Below are 19416 nucleotides of genomic sequence, written 5' to 3' on the forward strand. Positions count from 1 at the left end.
AATTGTCGGGCCGCCTGCACGCACGAAGCCCCCTGCGCTGGCAGGGGGCTTCGTTCGTGGCCATGGTGCGACTACGCCTTGGCGATCCGGGAGGTGATCTCGGAGAGCTGGTAGCGCGAGACCTCGTCCGCGTTCTCGTCCTCGGCGAAGACGCTCGACACGGCGACCGTGTCGTCGCGGTCGAAGAAGCCAAGGCCCTTCAGCCCGCCGAAGAACTGGTCGAAGTCGACGTCGCCCCGGCCGATCGGCAGGTGCTGGTGCACGCGCACCGCGTTGCCGGGCGGGTTCGTGATGTAGCGCAGCCCGTGCGACTTGTGGTGGTCGAACGTGTCGGCGATGTGCACGAGCCCGATCGACTGGCCGGCCGCTTCGAAGATCGCCTCGGTCTGGTCGCCGTAGTGGAACGTATGGCACGACACGAAAGCCATCCCGATGCTCTTCGAGTTGAGTCCGCGGATGACGCGCACCGCCTCGAGGCCGTCCTCGACGAAGTCGTCGGGGTGCGGATCGATCAGCACGCGGATCCCCTCCCGCTCGATGATCGGGAGGAGCTCCTCCATCGACCAGTAGAACGCGCGCTCCGACTCCTCCTGGTGCTCGGGGCGCCCGGAGAACTCGGTGTTGATCAGGTCGACGCCGAGGCGCGACGTGATCTCGAGGACGCGCTTCCATTGCTTCACGGCCGCACGGCGGGACTCCTCGTCGGGGCCCGACCAGCGCAGGACCGGGAGGACCGACGCGATCTGGACCCCGGCATCCTTGCAGGCCTTCGCGAAGGCGTCGACGAGGTCGTCGTCCGCCTTCGGGTGCCGGAAGAACGGGATGAAGTCCTTGTGCGGGGTGAGCTGGAGGTACTCGTACCCGAGGTCCGCCACCTTGCCCGGCAACTCGAGGAGCGAGTAGTCGTGGTGGAACGGGGTCGGGTCGAGGGCGATCTTCACCATGGAGGAGTGCCTCAGGCCGTCGCGAGCGACGAGGTCGTCTCGTAGAAGGCCGGCTTCTCGAGCGCGTAGGTGACGGGCTCCTTCTTGCCGGACTGCTGGGCGAGCACGCCGGCGTCGGCGACGACGCTGGCGAGGTAGCCGTCCCAGGCCGACGGGCCGTCGATCTCGCCCTTGTGGGCGGCGTCGACCCAGCGCTGCACCTCGACGTCGTAGGCCGCTCCGAAGCGCTCCTTGAACGAAGGGGTGACGCTCTGGCCGATGGCGCCGGCAGAGGCGATCTGGATGGTCTCGGCGCGGCCGATCGAGGCGACGCCCGACTCGAACACGGCGTCGGTGGTGACCTGGTAGCCGAACTGCACGTTGACGTTGATCTCGACGATCGCGAGGACGCCGGAGACCGTCTCGAGGAGGACGAACTGCGGGTCGAGCAGGCCGCCGGGAGCCAGCGAGTTGCGACGCGGCTTCTTGACCTCGACCGAGACGATGGGCTCGCCCACGATGAAGGGGACGGTGTCGATCTCGTGGATCACCGAGTCGGTGATGAGGGCGGACTCGGAGTAGTTCGGCGGCGTCGAGGGGTTGCGGTGCGCGCAGTGCAGAGCGAGGAGGGCGCCGTTGGCACCCGACTTCACGAGCTCGCGGAGCTCGAGGTAGCCCTTGTCGAAGCGTCGCATGAAGCCGACCTGGATGTGCGGGCGGTCGAGCTTCTGCTCGGCCTCGATGATGCGGAGGCTCGACTCGACGGTCTCGCTGAGGGGCTTCTCCGAGAGGATCGCTAGGCCGGCCTCGAGCGCGGGCAGGATGACCGGCTCGTGCAGGAACCCGGGGGTCGCGATGATGACGGCGTCGAGCTGGGCGTCGGCCAGGGCATCCTCGAATGCCGCATAGGTCTTGGCTCCGGGGGCCGTGGCGGCGGCCGCGGTCGCGCGCGCGGTGTCGGGGTCGACGACGGCGACGACCTCGGCACCCGAGATGCGCTGGGTGATGCGGCTGACGTGGTCGGCGCCCATCATGCCGGCACCGACGACGGCGACGCGGAGAGGAGCGGGTGAGTTGGACATGAGTTCTCCTGTGAACGAAGTAGAGGTGAGAAAAGGGGGATGCGCGGGGCCGGGTCTCGTGACCCGGCCCCGCGCCGGGGAGGGTGCTGCCTAGTGGACCCGGGCGTAGGGCGACGTCGCGAAGATGTGCTCGCGCGTGCGGGTCGCGATCCCGAGGGGCAGGTCGATCGACTCGACCGGGAACATGTCCTGCTCGACGATGGCGAAGATGTTCGGGTCGATCTTCGAGACGGCCTCGATGATCGGGGCCAGCTCGGGAACGCCCTTGGGCGGCTCGACCATGACGCCGAGGGCGACGGCGTCGCCGAAGGGGACGTCGTTCTTCAGCACCGTGAAGCGGAGGTCGGAGTCGACCTGCTTGAGGTGCAGGTAGCCGATGCGGTCGGGGTACTGCTCGATCAGACGGACGTTGTCGCCGCCGTAGTAGGCGAAGTGACCGGTGTCGAGGCAGAGGTTCGTGTACTGCTTGTCGGTCACCTCGAGGAAGCGCTCGGTCTCCTGGTAGGTGCCGACGTGGCTGTCCGCGTGGGTGTGGAACTGCTGGTGCACACCGAACTCCTCGAGGAGCGCCTTGCCCAGCTTGTCGTGGCCGGCACCGAGCTTGGCCCACTGCTCGTCGGTCAGCGTGCGGTGCTCGAGGACCTCGGCCGTGGCGTCGCTGCGCCACAGGTCGGGGATGGTCACGAGGTGCTCGGCACCCAGCTTCGAGGAGAGACCGGCGACGGCGAGAGCCTGGTCCCACGCGCGCTGCCACTGGTCGTCGCCCTTGTGGAAGCCCGTGAAGACGGTTCCGGCCGACAGTTTCAGGTTGCGCTTGCCGAGCTCGTCCTCCAGCTGGGCCGGGTCGGTCGGCAGGTAGCCGAAGGGGCCCAGCTCGAGCCACTCGTAACCGGCCTTCTCGACCTCGTCGAGGAAGCGGTCCCACGGGATCTGGCTGGGGTGTTCGGGGAACCACACACCCCACGAATCGGGCGCAGTGCCGATGCGAAGCCCCGGGTTGGTGGAGGTGGCTCCCGACGCGGTGTCGGTGGCGGTTGTGGTCATGACTTCGGTGTCTTCCTGTCGTGTGTTCGAAACAGCCTGAACGGCGTGTTGGTGTGTGTGGAGCTAGCCGAGCAGGGGAAGCTGCTTGGCTTTTTCGACGAGGTACTCTTCACGCGCTTTCTGCGTGCTGGGCAGGGTCGAGGTCTGGGCAACGGGGACGTCCCACCAACCTTCGCCGTCCGGGGCGTAGATCAGGGGGTCGCTGTTGATGTGGATGAGGGTCGAGGTGGTGCTGGCCTTGGCCGTCGCGAGAGCCGCCGAGAGGGCGTCGATGGCGTCCGCTTCGGGGGCGATCTCGATGACGTCGATGCCGTAGCTGCGCGCGTTGGCCGCGAGGTCGACGGGCAGGATCTCGGTGCCCTGGAAGTCGAGGGTCTCGGGGTCCATCTTGCGATAGAGCGTGCCGAACCTCTCGGATCCCACCGTCTCGGAGAGATGGCCGATCGAGGCGTAGCCCTGGTTCTGGATCAGCACGATGATGATCTTGATGCCCTCGGCGACCGCTGTGACGAGCTCGGTGTTGAGCATGAGGTACGAACCGTCGCCGACCATGACGATGACGTCGCGCTCGGGTGCCCCGCGCTTGGCACCGAGACCGCCGGCGATCTCGTAACCCATGCAGGAGAACGCGTACTCGACGTGATAGCCCAGGGCGTCGCGCACCCGCCAGAGCTTGTGCAGGTCGCCCGGCAGCGAGCCCGCGGCCTGGACGACGACGTCGGTCGGGTCGCTGGCGGCCTGGACGGCGCCGATGATCTCGGGCTGGCCGGGCAGGGCCAGGTGCGACGGGAGGAAGGCCTCGTCTACCAGGTCGTCCCACGAGGACTTCTCGGCGGCGATGCGCTCGGTGTAGGAGGCGTCGACGTGGAAGTCGCTGAGGGCGCTGGACAGGGCCGAGATGGCCTCGCGCGCGTCGGCGATGATCGGGAGCTGCGAGCCGTGCTTGTAGGCGTCGAAGGAGGCGACGTTGACGTTGACGAACTTGACGTCCGCGTCTTGGAAGACGGTGCGGCTCGCCGTGGTGAAGTCGCTGTAGCGGGTGCCGATGCCGATGACGACGTCGGCCTCGCCTGCGAGGGCGTTGGCAGCGAGCGTTCCGGTGGCGCCGACGCCGCCGAGGTACTGCGGGTCGTCCCAGAGGAGCGCTCCTCCGCCGGCCTGGCTCGTGCCGACCGGGATGCCGGTTGATTCGGCGAAGGCGCGGAGCTCGTGCTCGGCGTCGGAGTACAGCACCCCGCCGCCGGCGACGATGAACGGACGCTTGGCGCCCTTGATGGCCTCGACGGCACGGGCCAGGGGGCCCGCCTCGGGGAGCGGACGACGGATGTGCCATTCGCGCGGCTGGAGGAACTCGAGCGGCACGTCGAGCTCTTCGGCCTGGACGTCTTCGGGCAGCGCGATGGTCACGGCGCCGGTCTCGGTCGGGTCGGTGAGAACGCGCAGGGCGGCCAGGGCGATCGAGAACAGCTTCTCGGGACGGTCGACGCGGTCGAAGAACTTCGAGAGCGGACGGAATGCGTCGGTCACCTGAACACTGGTGTCGTGCGGCTGCTCGATCTGCTGGAGCACGGGATCGGAGACGCGCGTGGCGAAGGTGTCGCTGGGCAGCAGCAGCACGGGGAGGCGGTTGGTGGTCGCGAGGGCGGCCGCCGTCAGCATGTTGGCGGCGCCGGGACCGACCGAGGCGGTGGCCGCGAACGTGCCGCGGCGACGGTGCATGCGCGCGTAGCCGACGGCCTCGTGGACCATGCCCTGCTCGTTGCGGGCCTGGTGATAGGGCATGAGGCCGGGGTGGTCGACGTGGTACTGCTTCAGCGCCTGGCCGACACCCGCCACGTTGCCGTGACCGAAGATGCCGAACGTGCCCACGATGGTGCGCTCGCGGATGTCGCCGTCGACGGTCCACTGGTTGGCGAGGAACTCCACGAGGGCCTGGCCCACGGTGAGTCGCTTGGTGGTGGTGCTCGTCGTCATCGACGCTGTCCTTTCGAGGGGGTGCTGCTGGAGTCTTCGGTGGTGGCGGTACTGCCGGAGCCGCCGGTGGCGACCTCTTCGGAGTACGGCAGACGGGGATCGGGCTCTTGCGTCGCCCACACGTCGCGGACCCAGCCGTGAGCGGGATCGTCGCTGATGTTCCAGACCCGCTCGGGGTCGGGGCCCGCCATGACGTTGAGGTAGTAGAGGTCGTAGCCGGGGGCCGCGACGGCGGGGCCGTGGTAACCGTACGGCACGAGGGCGATGTCGCCGGTGTGCACGAGCGCGTTGATGTCGATGTCGCCGGCCGGCGACGAGTAGGTCGCGAACATGCCGAACGGCTCGGCCTCGCTCGGGGCGTTCGTACCGCGAGAGACCTCGGACTCGAAGTAGTAGATCTCCTCGAGCCGGGACTCCTTGCCCTCGATCGCCTCGTCGTGCTTGTGCGCAGGGAACGACGACCAGTTCTCGGCCGGCGTGATGACCTCGCAGACGATGAGCTTCTGTGCGTGGAGCCCCGCGGGGGTGCCGTAGTTGTGCACCTGACGGGTGGAGCGGCCGGCTCCGCGGATCTCGACCGGGATTTCGGCCTTGCGGAGGACCTGGACGTCGAGGGTCTCGGTGGCCGGGGCCTCGGCCACCCCGACGCGGCCGGAGCCGGTCAGGGTCGCCGAGGTGTCGATGCCGAGGTACGCGACGTCTGGCGGTCCGTCGAAGACCGATGCGCGGCCGGCCAACTCGATCGTGCCGCTCTCGTCACCGCGAGCCCACGAGATCCGGACGTCTCCGGTGAGGGGGACGACCATGCGCTCGGTCTTCGCGGCGTCGAGCACGAGCTCGGTGCCGGTCAGGTCGCCGACTCGGATGCCGGTGTACTGCCAGCCCTCGAGGGTGTCGTCCACCACGCTCTCCCAGCCCTGACGGGCGAGGGAGGAACGGGGGAAGAACCACTGCGGTTCGGTTTCGGACGAAGAACGTGCGGACATGGGGTGCGGACCTCGGTATCGGGTGGTGCGGTGGATCGGGCGGTCGTCGGGGGCTCAGGCCTGGGGGAAGCCCAGGTTGATGCCGCCGTGCGACGGGTCCGACCAGCGCGAGGTGATGGCCTTCTCGCGAGTGAAGAAGTGGAAGCCCTGCATGCCGTAGGCCTTCGAGTCTCCGAAGATCGAGTCCTTGAAGCCACCGAACGAGTAGTAGGCCACCGGGACGGGGATCGGCACGTTGATGCCGATCATGCCGACCTCGATCTCGTTCTGGAAGCGACGGGCGGCGCCGCCGTCGTTCGTGAAGATCGCGGTGCCGTTGCCGAACGCACCGGAGTTGATGAGCTCGACGCCCTCTTCGTAGGTGTCGACGCGGACGACGGAGAGGACCGGGCCGAAGATCTCCTCGGTGTAGACGCGGCTCGTGAGCGGCACCTTGTCGATGAGGGTCGGGCCGAACCAGAAGCCGTTCTCGTCGCCGTCGACCTTGATGCCGCGGCCGTCGACGACGACCTCTGCTCCGTCTTCGATGGCGATGTCGACGTAGGAGGCGACCTTGTCGCGGTGCTGCTCGGTGACGAGCGGGCCCATGTCGCAGGAGCGACGACCGTCGCCGATGACGAGCTTGCCCATGCGGTCCTTGATCATCGGGATGACCTTGTCGGCCACGTCGCCCACGGCGACGAGCACGCTGATCGCCATGCAGCGCTCACCCGCCGAGCCGAAGCCGGCGTTGATGGCGGAGTCGGCGACGAGGTCGAGGTCCGCGTCGGGGAGGACCAGCATGTGGTTCTTGGCGCCACCGAGGGCCTGGACGCGCTTGCCGTTCTTGGCCGCGGTCTCGTAGATGTACTTCGCGATCGGCGTCGATCCGACGAACGAGATCGAAGCGACGTCGGGGCTGTTCAGCAGGCCGTCGACGGCGAGCTTGTCGCCCTGGAGGACGGTGAAGACGCCGTCGGGGAGACCGGCCTCCTTGAAGAGCTCGGCGAGGAAGATGCTCGACGACGGGTCCTTCTCGCTGGGCTTGAGCACGACGGTGTTGCCGACGGCGATGGCGATGGGGAAGAACCACATCGGCACCATGACGGGGAAGTTGAACGGGCTGATGATGCCCACGACGCCGAGGGGCGACTTGGTCGAGTACACGTCGACGCCGGTCGAGACCTGCTGGGAGAAGTCGCCCTTGATGATCGACGGGAAGCCCGTGGCGAGCTCGAGGACCTCGAGGCCGCGCTGGATCTCGCCAAGGGAGTCGGAGATGACCTTGCCGTGTTCGGCGGTGAGGATCTCGGCGAGCTCGCCCTTGCGCTCGTTCACCAGCTCGCGGAACTTGAACATGATCTGCTGGCGCTTGGTGATCGACAGGTCGCGCCACTTCGGGAAGGCCTTCTTGGCGCTGGCGATGGCGGCGTCGATCTCTTCCTGGCTGGCGAGCGCGACGTTCTTCGTCGCGATGCCGAGAGCCGGGTCGAAGACCGGGCTGGTGCGACCCGACGTGCCGGCGACGCGCTTGCCGTCGATCCAGTGGTCGATGGTCGGGATCTCGGTGCTGCTCGACGGCGTCGAGGGAGCGGTGGTGGTCATCTGCGTCTTCTTTCGTGTCTTCGGAGGGAACTATGCGTTCAGGGTCTGTGCCGGCTGCGACGCGTGGACGAGGCCGGCAGCGATGTCGACCGCGCCTTCGACGTCGTCATCCGGCGGGTAGAGCAGGGTGCGCCCGACCGTGAGGCCGCGGACACCGGGCTGGCTGAGGGCTTCCGCCCACTTGGCGTACGTCTCGAGGGGCTTCTCGGCCGGGTCGCCGCCGAGGAGCAGCGTCGGCAGGGTCGTCGCGGCCATGACGCGCTCCATGTCGTCCACGACGGGGAGCTTCAGCCAGCTGTAGGCCGTGGACTCGCCGAGACCCGAGGCGATGGCGACCGACTTGATGACGGCCTCCGTCGAGAGGTCGTTGAGGATGCGCCCGTCGACCCAGTCGGAGACGAACGGCTCGAGCATGATGGGCAGCTTGAGAGCGGCCGACTCGCTGACGGCGTGAGCCGTGGCCTCGATGGTGTCGGCCGTGCCGGCGTCGGAGAGGTTGATGCGGACCAGCAGCTTGGCGAAGTCGAAGCCGGCGTTGACGATTCCCTGCGCCGAGTACGCGGTGAAGCGGTCGTCCATCTCGAACGTCGCGCCCTGCAGACCGCCGCGGTTCATCGAGCCGACCACGACCTTGTCGTCGAGGGCCCCAAGGAGAGCGAGGTCTTCGAGGATGTCGGGCGTGCCGAGCACGCCGTCGACGCCGGGGCGGCCGAGGGCGACGACGAGGCGGCGGAGCAGTTCGCCCCGGTCGGACATGGCGAGCGAGTCGCCCCGGACCCCGAGGGCACCGCGGGCGGTGTGGTCGGCGGCGACGATGAACAGCTTGCCGTCGCCTTCGAGGACGGGCCGGCGACGACGGGCCGCCAGAGCGGTTCCGATCGCCTCGGGGTCGTTGGCACGGATCTCACGCAGTCGGGCGATGTCGATCTCAGACATGAAGGGCCTCCTCCAGGATGGCCTCGACCTCGGCCGTCGTCGGCATCGCGGTCGAGCATTCGAAGCGCGTGGCGACGATGCCGCCCGCGGCGTTGGCGAAACGAAGGATCTTCTCGAGGGGCCAGCCCTGGAGGAGACCGTGGCAGAGGGCACCGCCGAAGCCGTCGCCCGAGCCGAGGCCGTTGATGACCTTGACCAGGTGGGCCGGCACCTCGATCGACTCGTCCGCCGTCTTGGCGAGGACGCCCTTGGGGCCCATCTTCACGATGGCGAGTTCGACGCCGCGCTCGAGCAGGGCGTCGGCCGCGCGGAGGGGCTCGGTCTCGCCGACGGCGATCTCGCACTCCTCTTTGTTGCCCACGGCGACGGTGACGTGCTCGAGGGCCTTGCCGACCTCGCGGGTGGCGACCTCGGGCGACGACCAGAACATCGGCCGGTAGTCGAGGTCGAGGATCGTCAGCGGGCGGCGACCGCGGGCCTGGTAGGCGATGTGGTGCGCCTGGCGGCTCGGCTCCTCGGAGAGGCCGGTGACGGTCGTCCAGAAGATGCCGGCCTGCTCGATGGCGGCGAGGTCGAGCGTCTTCGCCGTGATCATCAGGTCGGGGGCCTTGGGCGCCCGGTAGAAGTACAGCGGGAAGTCGTCCGGGGGGAAGATCTCGCAGAAGGTGACGGGGGTGTTCAGACCCTCGACGGTCGAGATGAACTCGGTCGAGACGCCGAGGCGGTCGAGCTCCTTCACGACGTAGCGACCGAAGGGGTCGGCCCCCGTGCGGGTGATCACAGCGGCGCTGTGCTCGTACCGACTGGCGGCGATGGCGACGTTGGTCGCGCTGCCTCCGACCGACTTCGAGAACGTCTCGACGTCTTCGAGGGGGACCCCGGCCTGCTGGGGGTAGATGTCGACGCCGATGCGACCCATGGTCACGACGTCGTAGGGGGAAGATTTCGGTGTCTGCGTCATACTCCGCTGTACAACTTTCTGTGCTGGAGAGCCGTGCTGGTGCCTGTCGAGATCGAGCGTACACGTACCTTGCCTTAATGTCAGGACATTAAGTCTCAGGGTTCGCAGGGAATCGTATCGCAGTCGTCTGACCAGCCGACAGGGCGACTTCGAGAACGGGGATGCGCGCTCCCCGTCGATGTCGGAGGCCCCTGCCAGACTCCTCCCATGTCTCCCGTCCTCGCTCTCCTGCTCGGCCTCGTCCTCGGCCTCCTCGTTGGTGCCGTCGTCGGTCTCGTCCTGGGTCGGGCCCGCCTCGCCGGTGCCGATTCCACCGTCGATGGACTCCGCGAACGCCTGGCCGCCCAGGAGGGTCTGCACGCCCGGCAGCTCGAGCAGCAGGAGGAGCGGATCGACGAGCTGCACGACCGTCTCATCGCGGTCGCCGAGGCCGAGACCCGGCGCACCTCGACCGACGGCCGCGTCCTCACGGCTCTGAGCCCTGTCGCCGAGAGCCTCCGGGCCGTCCAGCTCAAAGTGGCCGAGCTCGAAGAGCAGCGGCTCCGCCAGCACGGCGAGCTCAGCGAACAGCTCCGCGCCGCGGCCGAGTCCGAAGAGCGGCTTCGCAGCACGGCGGAGTCGCTCGCCGCGGCCCTCAAGTCGAACAGCACCCGAGGCGTCTGGGGCGAGACGCAGCTCCGCAACGTCGTGCAGGCCGCCGGCCTGATCGAGAGAGTCGACTTCGACGTCCAGACGAGCATCCAGAGCGACGCCGGCGCGGGCCGCCCCGACATGGTCGTGCACCTGCCCGGGGGCAAGAACATCGCCGTCGACGCCAAGGTGCCGTTCTCGGCCTACCTCGAGGCCTCGGCCATCCCGGCCACGGCCACCGGCGCCGAGGCGGCCCGCCGCTCGGCGTTCCTGCGCGAGCACGTCAAGGCCGTCCGCGCCCACATCGACACCCTGTCGGCCAAGACCTATTGGGCGGGCCTCGACTCCTCCCCCGAACTCACCATCGCGTTCATCCCCAGCGAGTCCCTGGTGTCGTCGGCCCTCGAAGCCGACCCGGGCATCATGGACTACGCGTTCCAGAAGCGCATCGCCCTGGCCTCGCCGGTCACACTCTGGTCCGTCCTCAAGACGGTCGCGTTCAGCTGGCAGCAAGACGTCGTCACGCAGGAGGCCAAGCAGCTCTTCGACCTGAGCCGCGAGCTCTACGGCCGCATCTCGACGATGGCGACCCACGTCGACAAGCTCGGCCGATCGCTCCGGGGCTCCGTGGTCGACTACAACCGGTTCGTGGGCTCGCTCGAACGCACGGTGCTCCCGTCGGCGCGGCGCCTCAGCCTGCTCGACGAGGCCACGGTCATCGCAGCGTCCTCGCCGATCGAAGACCTCCCCCGCGACCTGACCGCGGTCGAGCTCCGGGTGGAGCTCGACCGCGCGGCGGCCGAGCAGCGCTGACTCAGAGCGCTGACTCAGAGCGCCGACTCAGAGCACCGCCGACGGCGTCACGACCGGAGGGTCAGAGCCACTTCGACTCGAGGTGGTCCGCCACGACGCGGCGCTGCGTGCCCGAGTGCGACCGCAGCACGAGGCTCTCGGTGCGGATGAATCCGTTCTTGCGGCTGACTCCGGCGACGAGGCCACCGTCGGTCACGCCGGTGGCGACGAAGTAGGTGTTGTCGCCGGTGACGAGGTCGTTCTGGTCGAGCACGCGGTTGAGGTCGTGGCCGGCGTCGATGGCGCGCTGACGCTCGACGCTGTCCTTCGGGGCGAGACGACCCTGGATCAGACCTCCGAGAGCCTTGATCGCGCACGCCGTGATGATGCCCTCCGGTGTGCCTCCGGTGCCGACGCACATGTCGATACGCGAGTCGGGCATGGCGGCATTGATGCCACCGGCCACGTCGCCGTCGAGGAGGAGGCGGGTACCCGCTCCGGCGGCACGGATGTCGGAGATGAGCTGCTTGTGCCGCGGACGGTCGAGGACCGCGACGACCATCTGGTCGACGGGCACGCCCTTGGCCTTGGCGAGCGCCCGGATGTTCTCGGCGATCGGCTTGTCCAGGTCGATGACGCCGAGGCCCTCCGGGCCGGTGACGATCTTGTCCATGTAGAAGACGGCGGAGGGGTCGTACATGGTGCCGCGGTCGGACACGGCGATGACCGAGACCGCGTTCTGACGCCCCGTGGCCGTCAGCGAGGTGCCGTCGATCGGGTCGACCGCGATGTCGAACGCGCCGCCGTTGCCGGTGCCGACGTGCTCGCCGTTGAAGAGCATCGGCGCTTCGTCCTTCTCGCCCTCGCCGATGACGACGACGCCGTCGAAATCGACGGTGCCCAGGAACTTCCGCATCGCGTCGACGGCCGCGCCGTCGGCGAGGTTCTTCTCGCCGCGGCCGATCCACGGTGCGGCGCGGATCGCCGCCGCTTCGGTGGCCCGGACCAGCTCCATTCCGAGGTTGCGGTCGGGGTTCGTGAAGAGGGGAGCCGTCTCGTTAGTCATGATGATCGGAACTCTACTAGCGAGTCGGAATCGCCCGCGCGGGCACCCGGTACGGGGCGCCGCGGGGTGGTTAGGCTGAGGTCGAACGCGCCCGTCAGCGAAGACGCTCGCGCCCGTCATCGAAGGAGAAGTCATGCCCGTCGCCACGCCGGACCAGTACGCCGAAATGCTCGAGCGCGCGAAGACGCAGGGGTTCGCCTATCCGGCGATCAACGTGTCGTCGTCGCAGACGATCAACGCCGTGCTTCAGGGTCTGACCGAGGCGGGGTCCGACGGCATCATCCAGGTCACCACGGGCGGTGCCGACTACTTCGCGGGGCAGACCGTCAAGAACCGCGCCGCGGGCGCCCTCGCGTTCGCCAAGTTCGCCACCGAGGTGGCCAAGAACTACCCGATCACCGTCGCCCTCCACACCGACCACTGCCCGAAGGACGCCCTCGACGGCTTCGTCATCCCCCTGATCGCCGCCTCCGAAGAAGAGGTCAAGGCCGGCCGCAACCCGATCTTCCAGTCGCACATGTGGGACGGCTCGGCCGTCCCCCTAGACGAGAACATCAAGATCGCCGAGGACATGATCAAGCGCACCCGGGCGATCAACGCGATCCTCGAGGTCGAGATCGGCGTCGTCGGCGGCGAAGAGGACGGCGTCCAGCACGAGGGCACCAACGACGCCCTGTACACGACGGTCGGCGACGTCACTCGGGTCGTCGAAGCGCTCGGCCTGGGCGAGCACGGCCGCTACATCGCCGCCCTCACGTTCGGCAACGTCCACGGCGTCTATAAGCCGGGCAACGTCAAGCTGCGCCCCGAGCTGCTCGGCGAGATCCAGCAGGGCATTCAAGAGAGGTTCGGCACGAAAGAGAAGCCGCTCGACCTCGTCTTCCACGGCGGCTCCGGCTCGTCCGAGGCCGAGATCCGCGAGGCCGTGTCGAACGGTGTCGTCAAGATGAACATCGACACCGACACGCAGTACGCGTTCAGCCGCTCGATCGCCGACACCGTGCTCAAGAACTACGACGGCTTCTTGAAGGTCGACGGCGAGGTCGGCAACAAGAAGGTCTACGACCCGCGTTCCTGGGGCAAGATCGCCGAGACCGCCATGGCCGCTCGGGTCGTCGAGGCGACCAAGCAGCTCGGCTCGGCCGGTCACAGCGCCGGCTAGCTCGACGGCGGCCGGGTCGGCGCAGGCTGGGCAGCGCCGGCCGGGTCGGCGCCGGCCGGGTCGGCGCCGGCAGGTCACGGCACCGGCCGGGTCAGGACCCGAGCGTCCCCGTGTACGACGGGTCGTTCATCACGATGCTGACGACGGCGAGGCCGGTACCGAGGTTGGCGACGGCCCCTGCGACGAACAGGATCCACCACGACGAGCGGCCGGCCCGCATCCGCCGGAAGCTCCACACGGCGGCCAGGGCGAACAGCACGATCGAGACGACGGCACTGGTCGTGCCGACCGTCTGGAGAGCCGCGAGGTCGCGGAACGTGCCCTTGAGGTAGCCGAGGCTCTCGAACTGCCGGGTGAGCCCCGTCGCGAAGCCCGACGCGGTCACGGCGGCGCTCACGACCTCGTAGGCACCGAAGACGAGCAGGAAATACGTGGCGTAACGGTTGAAGCCGCCGCGGCGGTACGCGATCGGCGGCGCTCCGGGAACGGGGGCACCGCTCGGCGGCGGCGCGTCGTAGCCCCGAGGCGCACCCGGCGTGAAGAGCCTTTCGGGCGTGGGATGCACGGGCTCGGCCTCCGAGGAGGGCTCGGGCACCGGCACCGGACTCACCCACCCGGGTGGCGCGTACTCGCCGTACTGAGGGGCCTGACGCACAGGAGCCCGCTCGCCGTAGCGCGGACGGTCGTCGGCGGGGGCATCCCCCGGCTCGCCTGCGGTGTCGACGCGGGTGTCGTCGCCGGCGGTCATCGGGTGCGGCCGCCGAGCGCCCGCGCGTCTTCGTTGCCGGAGGAGTCTTTGCGCAGCTCTTTCGGCAGCGAGAACATCAGGTCTTCTTCGGCCGTCTTGACCTCGCCGACGTCGAGGTAGCCCGCGTCGGAGAGCTCGGCGAGGACCTCGTCGACCAGAACCTCGGGGACGCTGGCGCCGGAGGTGACCCCGACCGTCTCGACGCCGTCGAGCCACTCCTGCTGGATCTCGGAGGAGTAGTCGACCCGGTAGGCGGCCTTGGCGCCGTACTCGAGGGCGACCTCGACGAGACGCACGCTGTTGGAGCTGTTGGCGCTGCCGACGACGATGACGAGGTCGGCGTCTTTCGCGACCTTCTTGATCGCGACCTGGCGGTTCTGCGTCGCGTAGCAGATGTCGTCGGACGGGGGGTTCTGGATGTTCGGGAACCGCTCGCGGAGACGACGGACGGTCTCCATCGTCTCGTCGACGCTCAACGTGGTCTGCGAGAGCCAGACGAGGTTGTCGGGGTCGTCGATCTCGAGCAGGTCGACCTCGTCGGGGTTCTGGACGAGGGTGGTGCGATCGAGCGCGTGGCCCATCGTGCCCTCGACCTCTTCGTGCCCGGCATGGCCGATCAGGATGATGTGCTGCTCCTGCTTGGCGAAGCGGACGGCCTCGCGGTGCACCTTGGTGACCAGGGGGCAGGTGGCGTCGATGGTCTGGAGCGCCCGTGCCTCGGCGCCGGCCACGACGGAGGGTGCGACGCCGTGCGCGCTGAAGACGATGTGCGAGCCCTCGGGCACCTCGTCGACCTCGTCGACGAAGATCGCACCCTGCTGCTCGAGCGTAGACACGACGTGGACGTTGTGCACGATCTGCTTGCGCACGTAGACGGGCGACCCGTAGTGCTCGAGGGCCTTCTCGACGGCGATGACGGCGCGGTCGACGCCGGCGCAGTAGCCGCGGGGGGCCGCCAGGAGCACGCGTTTGCGCCCGATGACGGGGGTATCCTTTAGCCTGTTGCGCACCGCAGGAACACGCGGTGTCGGAAGGTCGATGGCGAGAGCGCCATTGGTTATACGGCTCACGGTTCGATTGTAGGCGAGCGTTCTGCGCGCCAGCCTTGGAGGAGCCCCGCTTGACCATCGTCACCCCGCCTCCCACCGCCGAGGCCCCCTGGCCGGTGGGCCTTCTCGCGGGCAAGGTCCGCGACTGGATCGACCGTCTCGGCACCGCTTGGGTCGAGGGCGAGATCACGCAGTGGAACGTGTCGGGCGGCAACGTCTACGGCAAGTTGAAAGACCTCGAGATGGACGCGACGGTGTCGTTCTCGATCTGGTCCAGCGTGCGGTCCCGGGTGCCGGTCGACCTCAAGCAGGGCGACCGCGTCATCGCCGCGATCAAGCCCAACTACTGGGTCAAGGGCGGCTCGCTCACCATGCAGGTGTTCGACATGCGGCACGTCGGCCTCGGCGATCTGCTCGAGCGCCTCGAGCGCCTGCGTCAGACCCTCACGGCCGAGGGGCTGTTCGCCCCCGAGCGCAAGCGCCGTCTGCCCTTCCTCCCCCAGTGCATCGGCCTGATCACGGGCAAAGACAGCGACGCCGAGAAAGACGTCCTGCGCAACGCACAGCTCCGGTGGCCGTCGGTCACGTTCAAGGTCGTCCACGCGGCGGTCCAAGGCGAGCGCATGGTCGGCGAAGTCACCGCCGCCCTCCAGCGTCTCGACGCCGATCCCGAGGTCGACGTCATCATCGTGGCGCGCGGCGGCGGCGACTTCCAGAACCTCCTCGGCTTCAGCGACGAGGGCCTCGTCCGCGCCGCTGCCGCCGCGACGACCCCGATCGTCAGCGCAATCGGGCACGAAGCCGACCGCCCCCTGCTCGACGAGGTGGCCGACCTCCGCGCCTCGACTCCCACCGACGCCGCGAAGAGGGTCGTCCCCGACGTCGGCGAAGAGCTCCAGAAGGTGCAACAGGCCAAGGCCCGGTTGGGGATGCGCCTCACCGGGCTCGTGAACACCGAGATCGACCGCCTCGTCCAGCTCCGGTCCCGTCCCGTGCTGGCCAACCCGCAGACGCTGATCGACGTCCGCGCCGACGAACTCGTGCGCTACGTCGCTCGCAGCGAAGAGCTCCTCCTCCGCACTCTCGAACGCGCCTCGACCCGCGTCTCCGAGTTGGCCGGGCATCTCCGGGCACTCTCCCCCGAGTCCACACTGCGGCGCGGGTATTCGATCGCGCAGCTGCCGTCCGGCGCCGTCCTGCGCGATGCCGCCGAGGCCCCGGCCGGCACCGCGCTCCTCGTCACCGTGGGCAGCGGAGCCCTGCGCGCCACGTCCGACGGCCCCGTCGACGGGCTCCCCAGCAACCCCACCTCCCCCGCTCGATAGGATCATCCCGTGGCCCAGACCTCTCTTCCCGACGTCAAAGACCTCAGCTACGAGCAGGCGCGCGACGAACTCGTGACCGTCGTGGCCGAGCTCGAACAGGGCTCCTCCACGCTCGAGCAGTCCCTGGCCCTGTGGGAGCGCGGCGAATCGCTCGCCGCCCGCTGCGAGGAGTGGCTGCTCGGGGCGAAAGAGCGCCTCGAGAACGCCCGGCGGGCTCAGAACGAGCGGGCGCAGACCGAACGAGCGCAGACCGAACGGGCCTCCTCATGACCGGCACTCCCCCGCCTCCCCTCGGCCGACAGCGTCCGCCGCGCGTCGTCGCCGAACTCGGCCGGCCCGAGACGCCCGAAGAGACGGCGTTCCGCAAGGCCACGAGCTCGCGGAACCACCGCCTCAACCAGACCAGCAAGAACCTCATCCTGTCGTTGATCGCGTCGGTGGGCGTGGTCATCCTCCTCGTCCTGGTCGTGGTGCGCCCCGGCGGATCCGAACTCAAGACCGTCGACTACCGCAGCATCGCGGCCGATGCGCAGCAGCAGGTCACCGAACCGCTCGTCGCTCCCGCCCTGCCGAAGACCTGGAAGTCCAACTCGGCGACGATCACCCAGTCCGACGCCGACGGCGTGCAGACCTGGTACATCGGCTTCATCACGCCGGGCACGTCGTTCATCGGCCTGACGCAGGGCATCAAGGCCAACCGCACCTGGGTCAGCGACCAGTTGCAGCAGGGCAAACAGACGTCGAGCATCACGATCGGCGGGCTCGATTGGTCCATCTACGATCGCCGCACCGAGAACGATCCCGGCAACCTGGCCTACGCGATGGTCACGACGTCCGGCAAGAGCACCGTCATCCTCGCCGGGACCGCGCCGACGCAGCAGTTCGACCTGCTGGCCGAGAAGGCGTCCGCCACCCTGACGAAATAGCCCGTGCATCCCGCCCCCTACCCGAAGAGGACCGAATCGTGAGCACCACCCCGACCGTCACCCCCGGCGACGCCTGGTCGCAGATGCAGCAGGGCAACGCCCGCTTCGTCGAGCACCGGCCCGAGCATCCCCACCAGGACGCCGACCGCCGTGCCGAGCTCTCCGGCGGGCAGCAGCCCATCGCCGCACTCTTCGGCTGCGCCGACTCGCGTCTCGCCGCCGAGATCATCTTCGACGTCGGCCTCGGCGACCTCTTCGTCGTGCGCAATGCCGGCCAGGTCGTCGGCGACACCGACCTCGGCTCCCTCGAGTACGCGGTGGCAGTCCTCGGCATCCCCCTCATCGTGGTCCTCGGCCACGACAGCTGCGGGGCCGTGGCCGCGGCAATTTCGTCGATCGACGCGAACTCCGAGCCGCAGACCTTCTACCTCCAGCGCGTCATCGACATGATCGTCCCGTCGGTCAAGCGCGCCCACCGCGAGCTGCCCGACAAGGGCGCGTCCGGTGATCCGCTCGACGCCCGCGAGGTCGGACGCCTTCACATCGAGGCCTCCGTCGGGGCTCTGCTCGAGCGGTCGATTCTCATCTCCGAGGCGGTCGCCGGCGGTAGATTGGCAGTCGTCGGGGCGAACTACGACCTCGCGAACGGCACGGTCGAGGCCCACACGGTGGTCGGCCGGCTCTGAACCCGCGCACACCCGCGCAATCGACGAACGACCGGCCTGCGGCCGGCCCTGGAAGGACCACAGCGACGTGAGTACCAGCGAAGCCACCTCGGCAGCATCGACGACGACCAGCCCCTCGGGCGTCGACGGCGACTACCGCATCGAGCACGACACGATGGGCGAGGTGCGGGTGCCCGCATCCGCCCTCTACAGTGCGCAGACGCAGCGGGCCGTCGAGAACTTCCCCATCTCGGGCACCGGGCTCGAGGCCGCGCAGATCGTGGCCCTCGCACGCATCAAGCGGGCCGCGGCGCTCGTCAACGGCGAGCTGGGCATCCTCGACGCCCCCGTCGCCCGGGCGATCGTGCAGGCGGCCGAGTTGCTGATCGACGGAGCGCACCACGATCAGTTCCCGGTCGACGTCTACCAGACGGGCAGCGGCACCTCGTCGAACATGAACATGAACGAGGTGCTCGCGACCCTCGCCTCGGGGCTGCTGGGCTCGCCCGTGCATCCCAACGACCACGTCAACGCCTCGCAGTCGTCGAACGACGTGTTCCCGACCTCCGTGCACGTGGCCGTGACCGGCGCACTGCTCCACGATCTCGTGCCCGCGCTGGATCACCTCGCGCTCGCCCTCGAGCGCAAGGCCGAGGAGTGGAAAACGGTCGTCAAGTCGGGCCGTACCCACCTGATGGACGCCACCCCGGTCACCCTCGGGCAGGAGTTCGGCGGCTACGCCCGTCAGATCCGTCTCGGCATCGACCGCGTCACCGCGACGCTCCCCCGGGTCTCCGAGGTGCCGCTCGGCGGCACAGCGACCGGCACCGGCATCAACACCCCCGCGGGCTTCCCGCAGCGGGTCATCGCCGAGCTCGCCGCGAACAGCGGCCTGCCCGTCACCGAGGCTCTGGACCACTTCGAAGCGCAGGGGGCCCGCGACGGGCTCGTCGAAGCGTCGGGCGCTCTGCGAGTCCTCGCCGTGAGCCTGACCAAGATCAACAACGACCTGCGCTGGATGGGCTCCGGGCCGAACACCGGCCTCGGCGAACTGCACATCCCCGACCTGCAGCCCGGCTCGTCGATCATGCCCGGCAAGGTCAATCCCGTCATTCCCGAGGCGGTGTTGCAGGTCTGCGCGCGCGTCGTGGGCAACGACGCCACCATCGCCTGGGCCGGTGCCTCGGGCGCCTTCGAGCTCAACGTCGCGATCCCGGTCATGGGCACGGCGCTGCTCGAGTCGATCCGCCTCCTGTCGAACGCCACCCGCGCCCTTGCCGACAAGGCCGTCGACGGCCTCATCGCGAACGTCGAGCACGCCCGGGCGCTGGCCGAGTCGTCGCCGTCGATCGTCACTCCGCTCAACCGCATCGTCGGGTACGAGGCCGCCGCGAAGATCGCCAAGCACTCCGTGGCGGCGAAGCTCACGGTGCGCGAGTCGGTCATCGACCTCGGCTTCGTGGAGCGCGGCGAGGTCACGCTCGAGCAGCTCGACAAGGCGCTCGACGTGCTCAGCATGACCCACCCCGGCTGAGCCGCTCCTTCTGCCGACGGTTCTCAGGA

At 68.9% G+C, this 19416-nt stretch carries 18 protein-coding genes; 7 read left to right on the forward strand and 11 right to left on the reverse strand.

Translation table 11 applies throughout. The features are described from left to right. Nucleotides 1–71 precede the first annotated feature (71 nt). The 8 genes from ABEA39_RS06795 to iolC all read right to left on the reverse strand — a co-directional run bounded on the left by ABEA39_RS06795 (nucleotide 72) and on the right by iolC (nucleotide 9490). Nucleotides 72–941: a sugar phosphate isomerase/epimerase family protein gene (locus tag ABEA39_RS06795; RefSeq protein WP_345375299.1), complete on the reverse strand. Its 870-nt coding sequence runs from the start codon at nucleotides 939–941 to the stop codon at nucleotides 72–74. Between the two features lie 14 nt (nucleotides 942–955). Further along, on the reverse strand, nucleotides 956–2005 hold the full coding sequence (locus ABEA39_RS06800) for a Gfo/Idh/MocA family protein (RefSeq protein WP_345374674.1): 1050 nt from the start codon (nucleotides 2003–2005) through the stop codon (nucleotides 956–958). A 90-nt stretch (nucleotides 2006–2095) separates the two neighbouring features. Next, nucleotides 2096–3049: a sugar phosphate isomerase/epimerase family protein gene (locus ABEA39_RS06805; RefSeq protein ID WP_345374676.1), complete on the reverse strand. Its 954-nt coding sequence runs from the start codon at nucleotides 3047–3049 to the stop codon at nucleotides 2096–2098. A 63-nt stretch (nucleotides 3050–3112) separates the two neighbouring features. Next, nucleotides 3113–5023: a 3D-(3,5/4)-trihydroxycyclohexane-1,2-dione acylhydrolase (decyclizing) gene (gene iolD, locus ABEA39_RS06810; RefSeq protein ID WP_345374678.1), complete on the reverse strand. Its 1911-nt coding sequence runs from the start codon at nucleotides 5021–5023 to the stop codon at nucleotides 3113–3115. Further along, entirely contained in the window at nucleotides 5020–6009 is a 990-nt protein-coding gene (gene iolB, locus ABEA39_RS06815; protein WP_345374680.1) for a 5-deoxy-glucuronate isomerase, read from the reverse strand. The genes iolD and iolB overlap by 4 nt, the downstream gene beginning before the upstream one ends. A gap of 54 nt (nucleotides 6010–6063) precedes the next feature. Then, nucleotides 6064–7593, reverse strand: a complete 1530-nt coding sequence (locus ABEA39_RS06820; RefSeq protein ID WP_345374682.1) for a CoA-acylating methylmalonate-semialdehyde dehydrogenase — start codon at nucleotides 7591–7593, stop codon at nucleotides 6064–6066. A gap of 30 nt (nucleotides 7594–7623) precedes the next feature. Next, complete coding sequence (locus ABEA39_RS06825) at nucleotides 7624–8529, reverse strand: class I fructose-bisphosphate aldolase (protein WP_345374684.1); 906 nt, start codon at nucleotides 8527–8529, stop codon at nucleotides 7624–7626. After that, entirely contained in the window at nucleotides 8522–9490 is a 969-nt protein-coding gene (gene iolC / locus ABEA39_RS06830) for a 5-dehydro-2-deoxygluconokinase (protein WP_345374686.1), read from the reverse strand. The genes ABEA39_RS06825 and iolC overlap by 8 nt, the downstream gene beginning before the upstream one ends. Nucleotides 9491–9697: 207 nt before the next feature. On the opposite strand from iolC, the gene ABEA39_RS06835 reads away from it, so the two are divergent. After that, nucleotides 9698–10933, forward strand: coding sequence for a DNA recombination protein RmuC (locus ABEA39_RS06835; RefSeq protein ID WP_345374688.1), 1236 nt, complete (start codon nucleotides 9698–9700; stop codon nucleotides 10931–10933). A 61-nt stretch (nucleotides 10934–10994) separates the two neighbouring features. Here ABEA39_RS06835 and glpX read toward each other — a convergent pair whose 3' ends face one another. Then, a complete protein-coding gene (glpX, locus tag ABEA39_RS06840; protein WP_345374690.1) occupies nucleotides 10995–11978 on the reverse strand; it encodes a class II fructose-bisphosphatase in 984 nt (327 codons plus the stop codon). A 133-nt stretch (nucleotides 11979–12111) separates the two neighbouring features. Here glpX and fbaA point away from each other — a divergent pair, with 133 nt between their 5' ends. Continuing rightward, complete coding sequence (gene fbaA / locus ABEA39_RS06845) at nucleotides 12112–13140, forward strand: class II fructose-bisphosphate aldolase (protein ID WP_345374692.1); 1029 nt, start codon at nucleotides 12112–12114, stop codon at nucleotides 13138–13140. 91 nt (nucleotides 13141–13231) lie between these two features. On the opposite strand, the gene ABEA39_RS06850 is transcribed toward fbaA, so the two are convergent. After that, entirely contained in the window at nucleotides 13232–13888 is a 657-nt protein-coding gene (locus ABEA39_RS06850; RefSeq protein WP_345374694.1) for a DUF6264 family protein, read from the reverse strand. Then, the gene (locus tag ABEA39_RS06855; RefSeq protein WP_345375301.1) at nucleotides 13885–14949 is read right to left on the reverse strand and encodes a 4-hydroxy-3-methylbut-2-enyl diphosphate reductase; all 1065 of its coding nucleotides are present in this window, start codon (nucleotides 14947–14949) and stop codon (nucleotides 13885–13887) included. The genes ABEA39_RS06850 and ABEA39_RS06855 overlap by 4 nt, the downstream gene beginning before the upstream one ends. A gap of 59 nt (nucleotides 14950–15008) precedes the next feature. Between ABEA39_RS06855 and xseA the strand changes: the two genes are divergently transcribed. From xseA to ABEA39_RS06880, 5 genes are all read left to right on the forward strand, one after another. After that, on the forward strand, nucleotides 15009–16262 hold the full coding sequence (gene xseA / locus ABEA39_RS06860; protein ID WP_345374696.1) for an exodeoxyribonuclease VII large subunit: 1254 nt from the start codon (nucleotides 15009–15011) through the stop codon (nucleotides 16260–16262). Nucleotides 16263–16271: 9 nt separating this feature from the next. Further along, nucleotides 16272–16532: an exodeoxyribonuclease VII small subunit gene (locus ABEA39_RS06865; protein ID WP_345374698.1), complete on the forward strand. Its 261-nt coding sequence runs from the start codon at nucleotides 16272–16274 to the stop codon at nucleotides 16530–16532. After that, nucleotides 16529–17188 (forward strand): DUF4245 domain-containing protein, encoded by a 660-nt coding sequence (locus ABEA39_RS06870; protein WP_345374700.1) that lies wholly within the window; start codon nucleotides 16529–16531, stop codon nucleotides 17186–17188. The genes ABEA39_RS06865 and ABEA39_RS06870 overlap by 4 nt, the downstream gene beginning before the upstream one ends. Before the next feature lie 83 nt (nucleotides 17189–17271). Next, nucleotides 17272–17874 (forward strand): carbonic anhydrase, encoded by a 603-nt coding sequence (locus ABEA39_RS06875; RefSeq protein ID WP_345375303.1) that lies wholly within the window; start codon nucleotides 17272–17274, stop codon nucleotides 17872–17874. Between the two features lie 139 nt (nucleotides 17875–18013). After that, nucleotides 18014–19387 carry a class II fumarate hydratase gene (locus tag ABEA39_RS06880; RefSeq protein WP_345375306.1) on the forward strand — a complete coding sequence of 458 codons (1374 nt, stop codon included), beginning with the start codon at nucleotides 18014–18016 and terminating at the stop codon, nucleotides 19385–19387. Nucleotides 19388–19416 lie beyond the last annotated feature (29 nt).

This window comes from Frondihabitans cladoniiphilus (assembly GCF_039544345.1).
Taxonomy (GTDB): Bacteria; Actinomycetota; Actinomycetes; order Actinomycetales; family Microbacteriaceae; genus Frondihabitans; species Frondihabitans cladoniiphilus.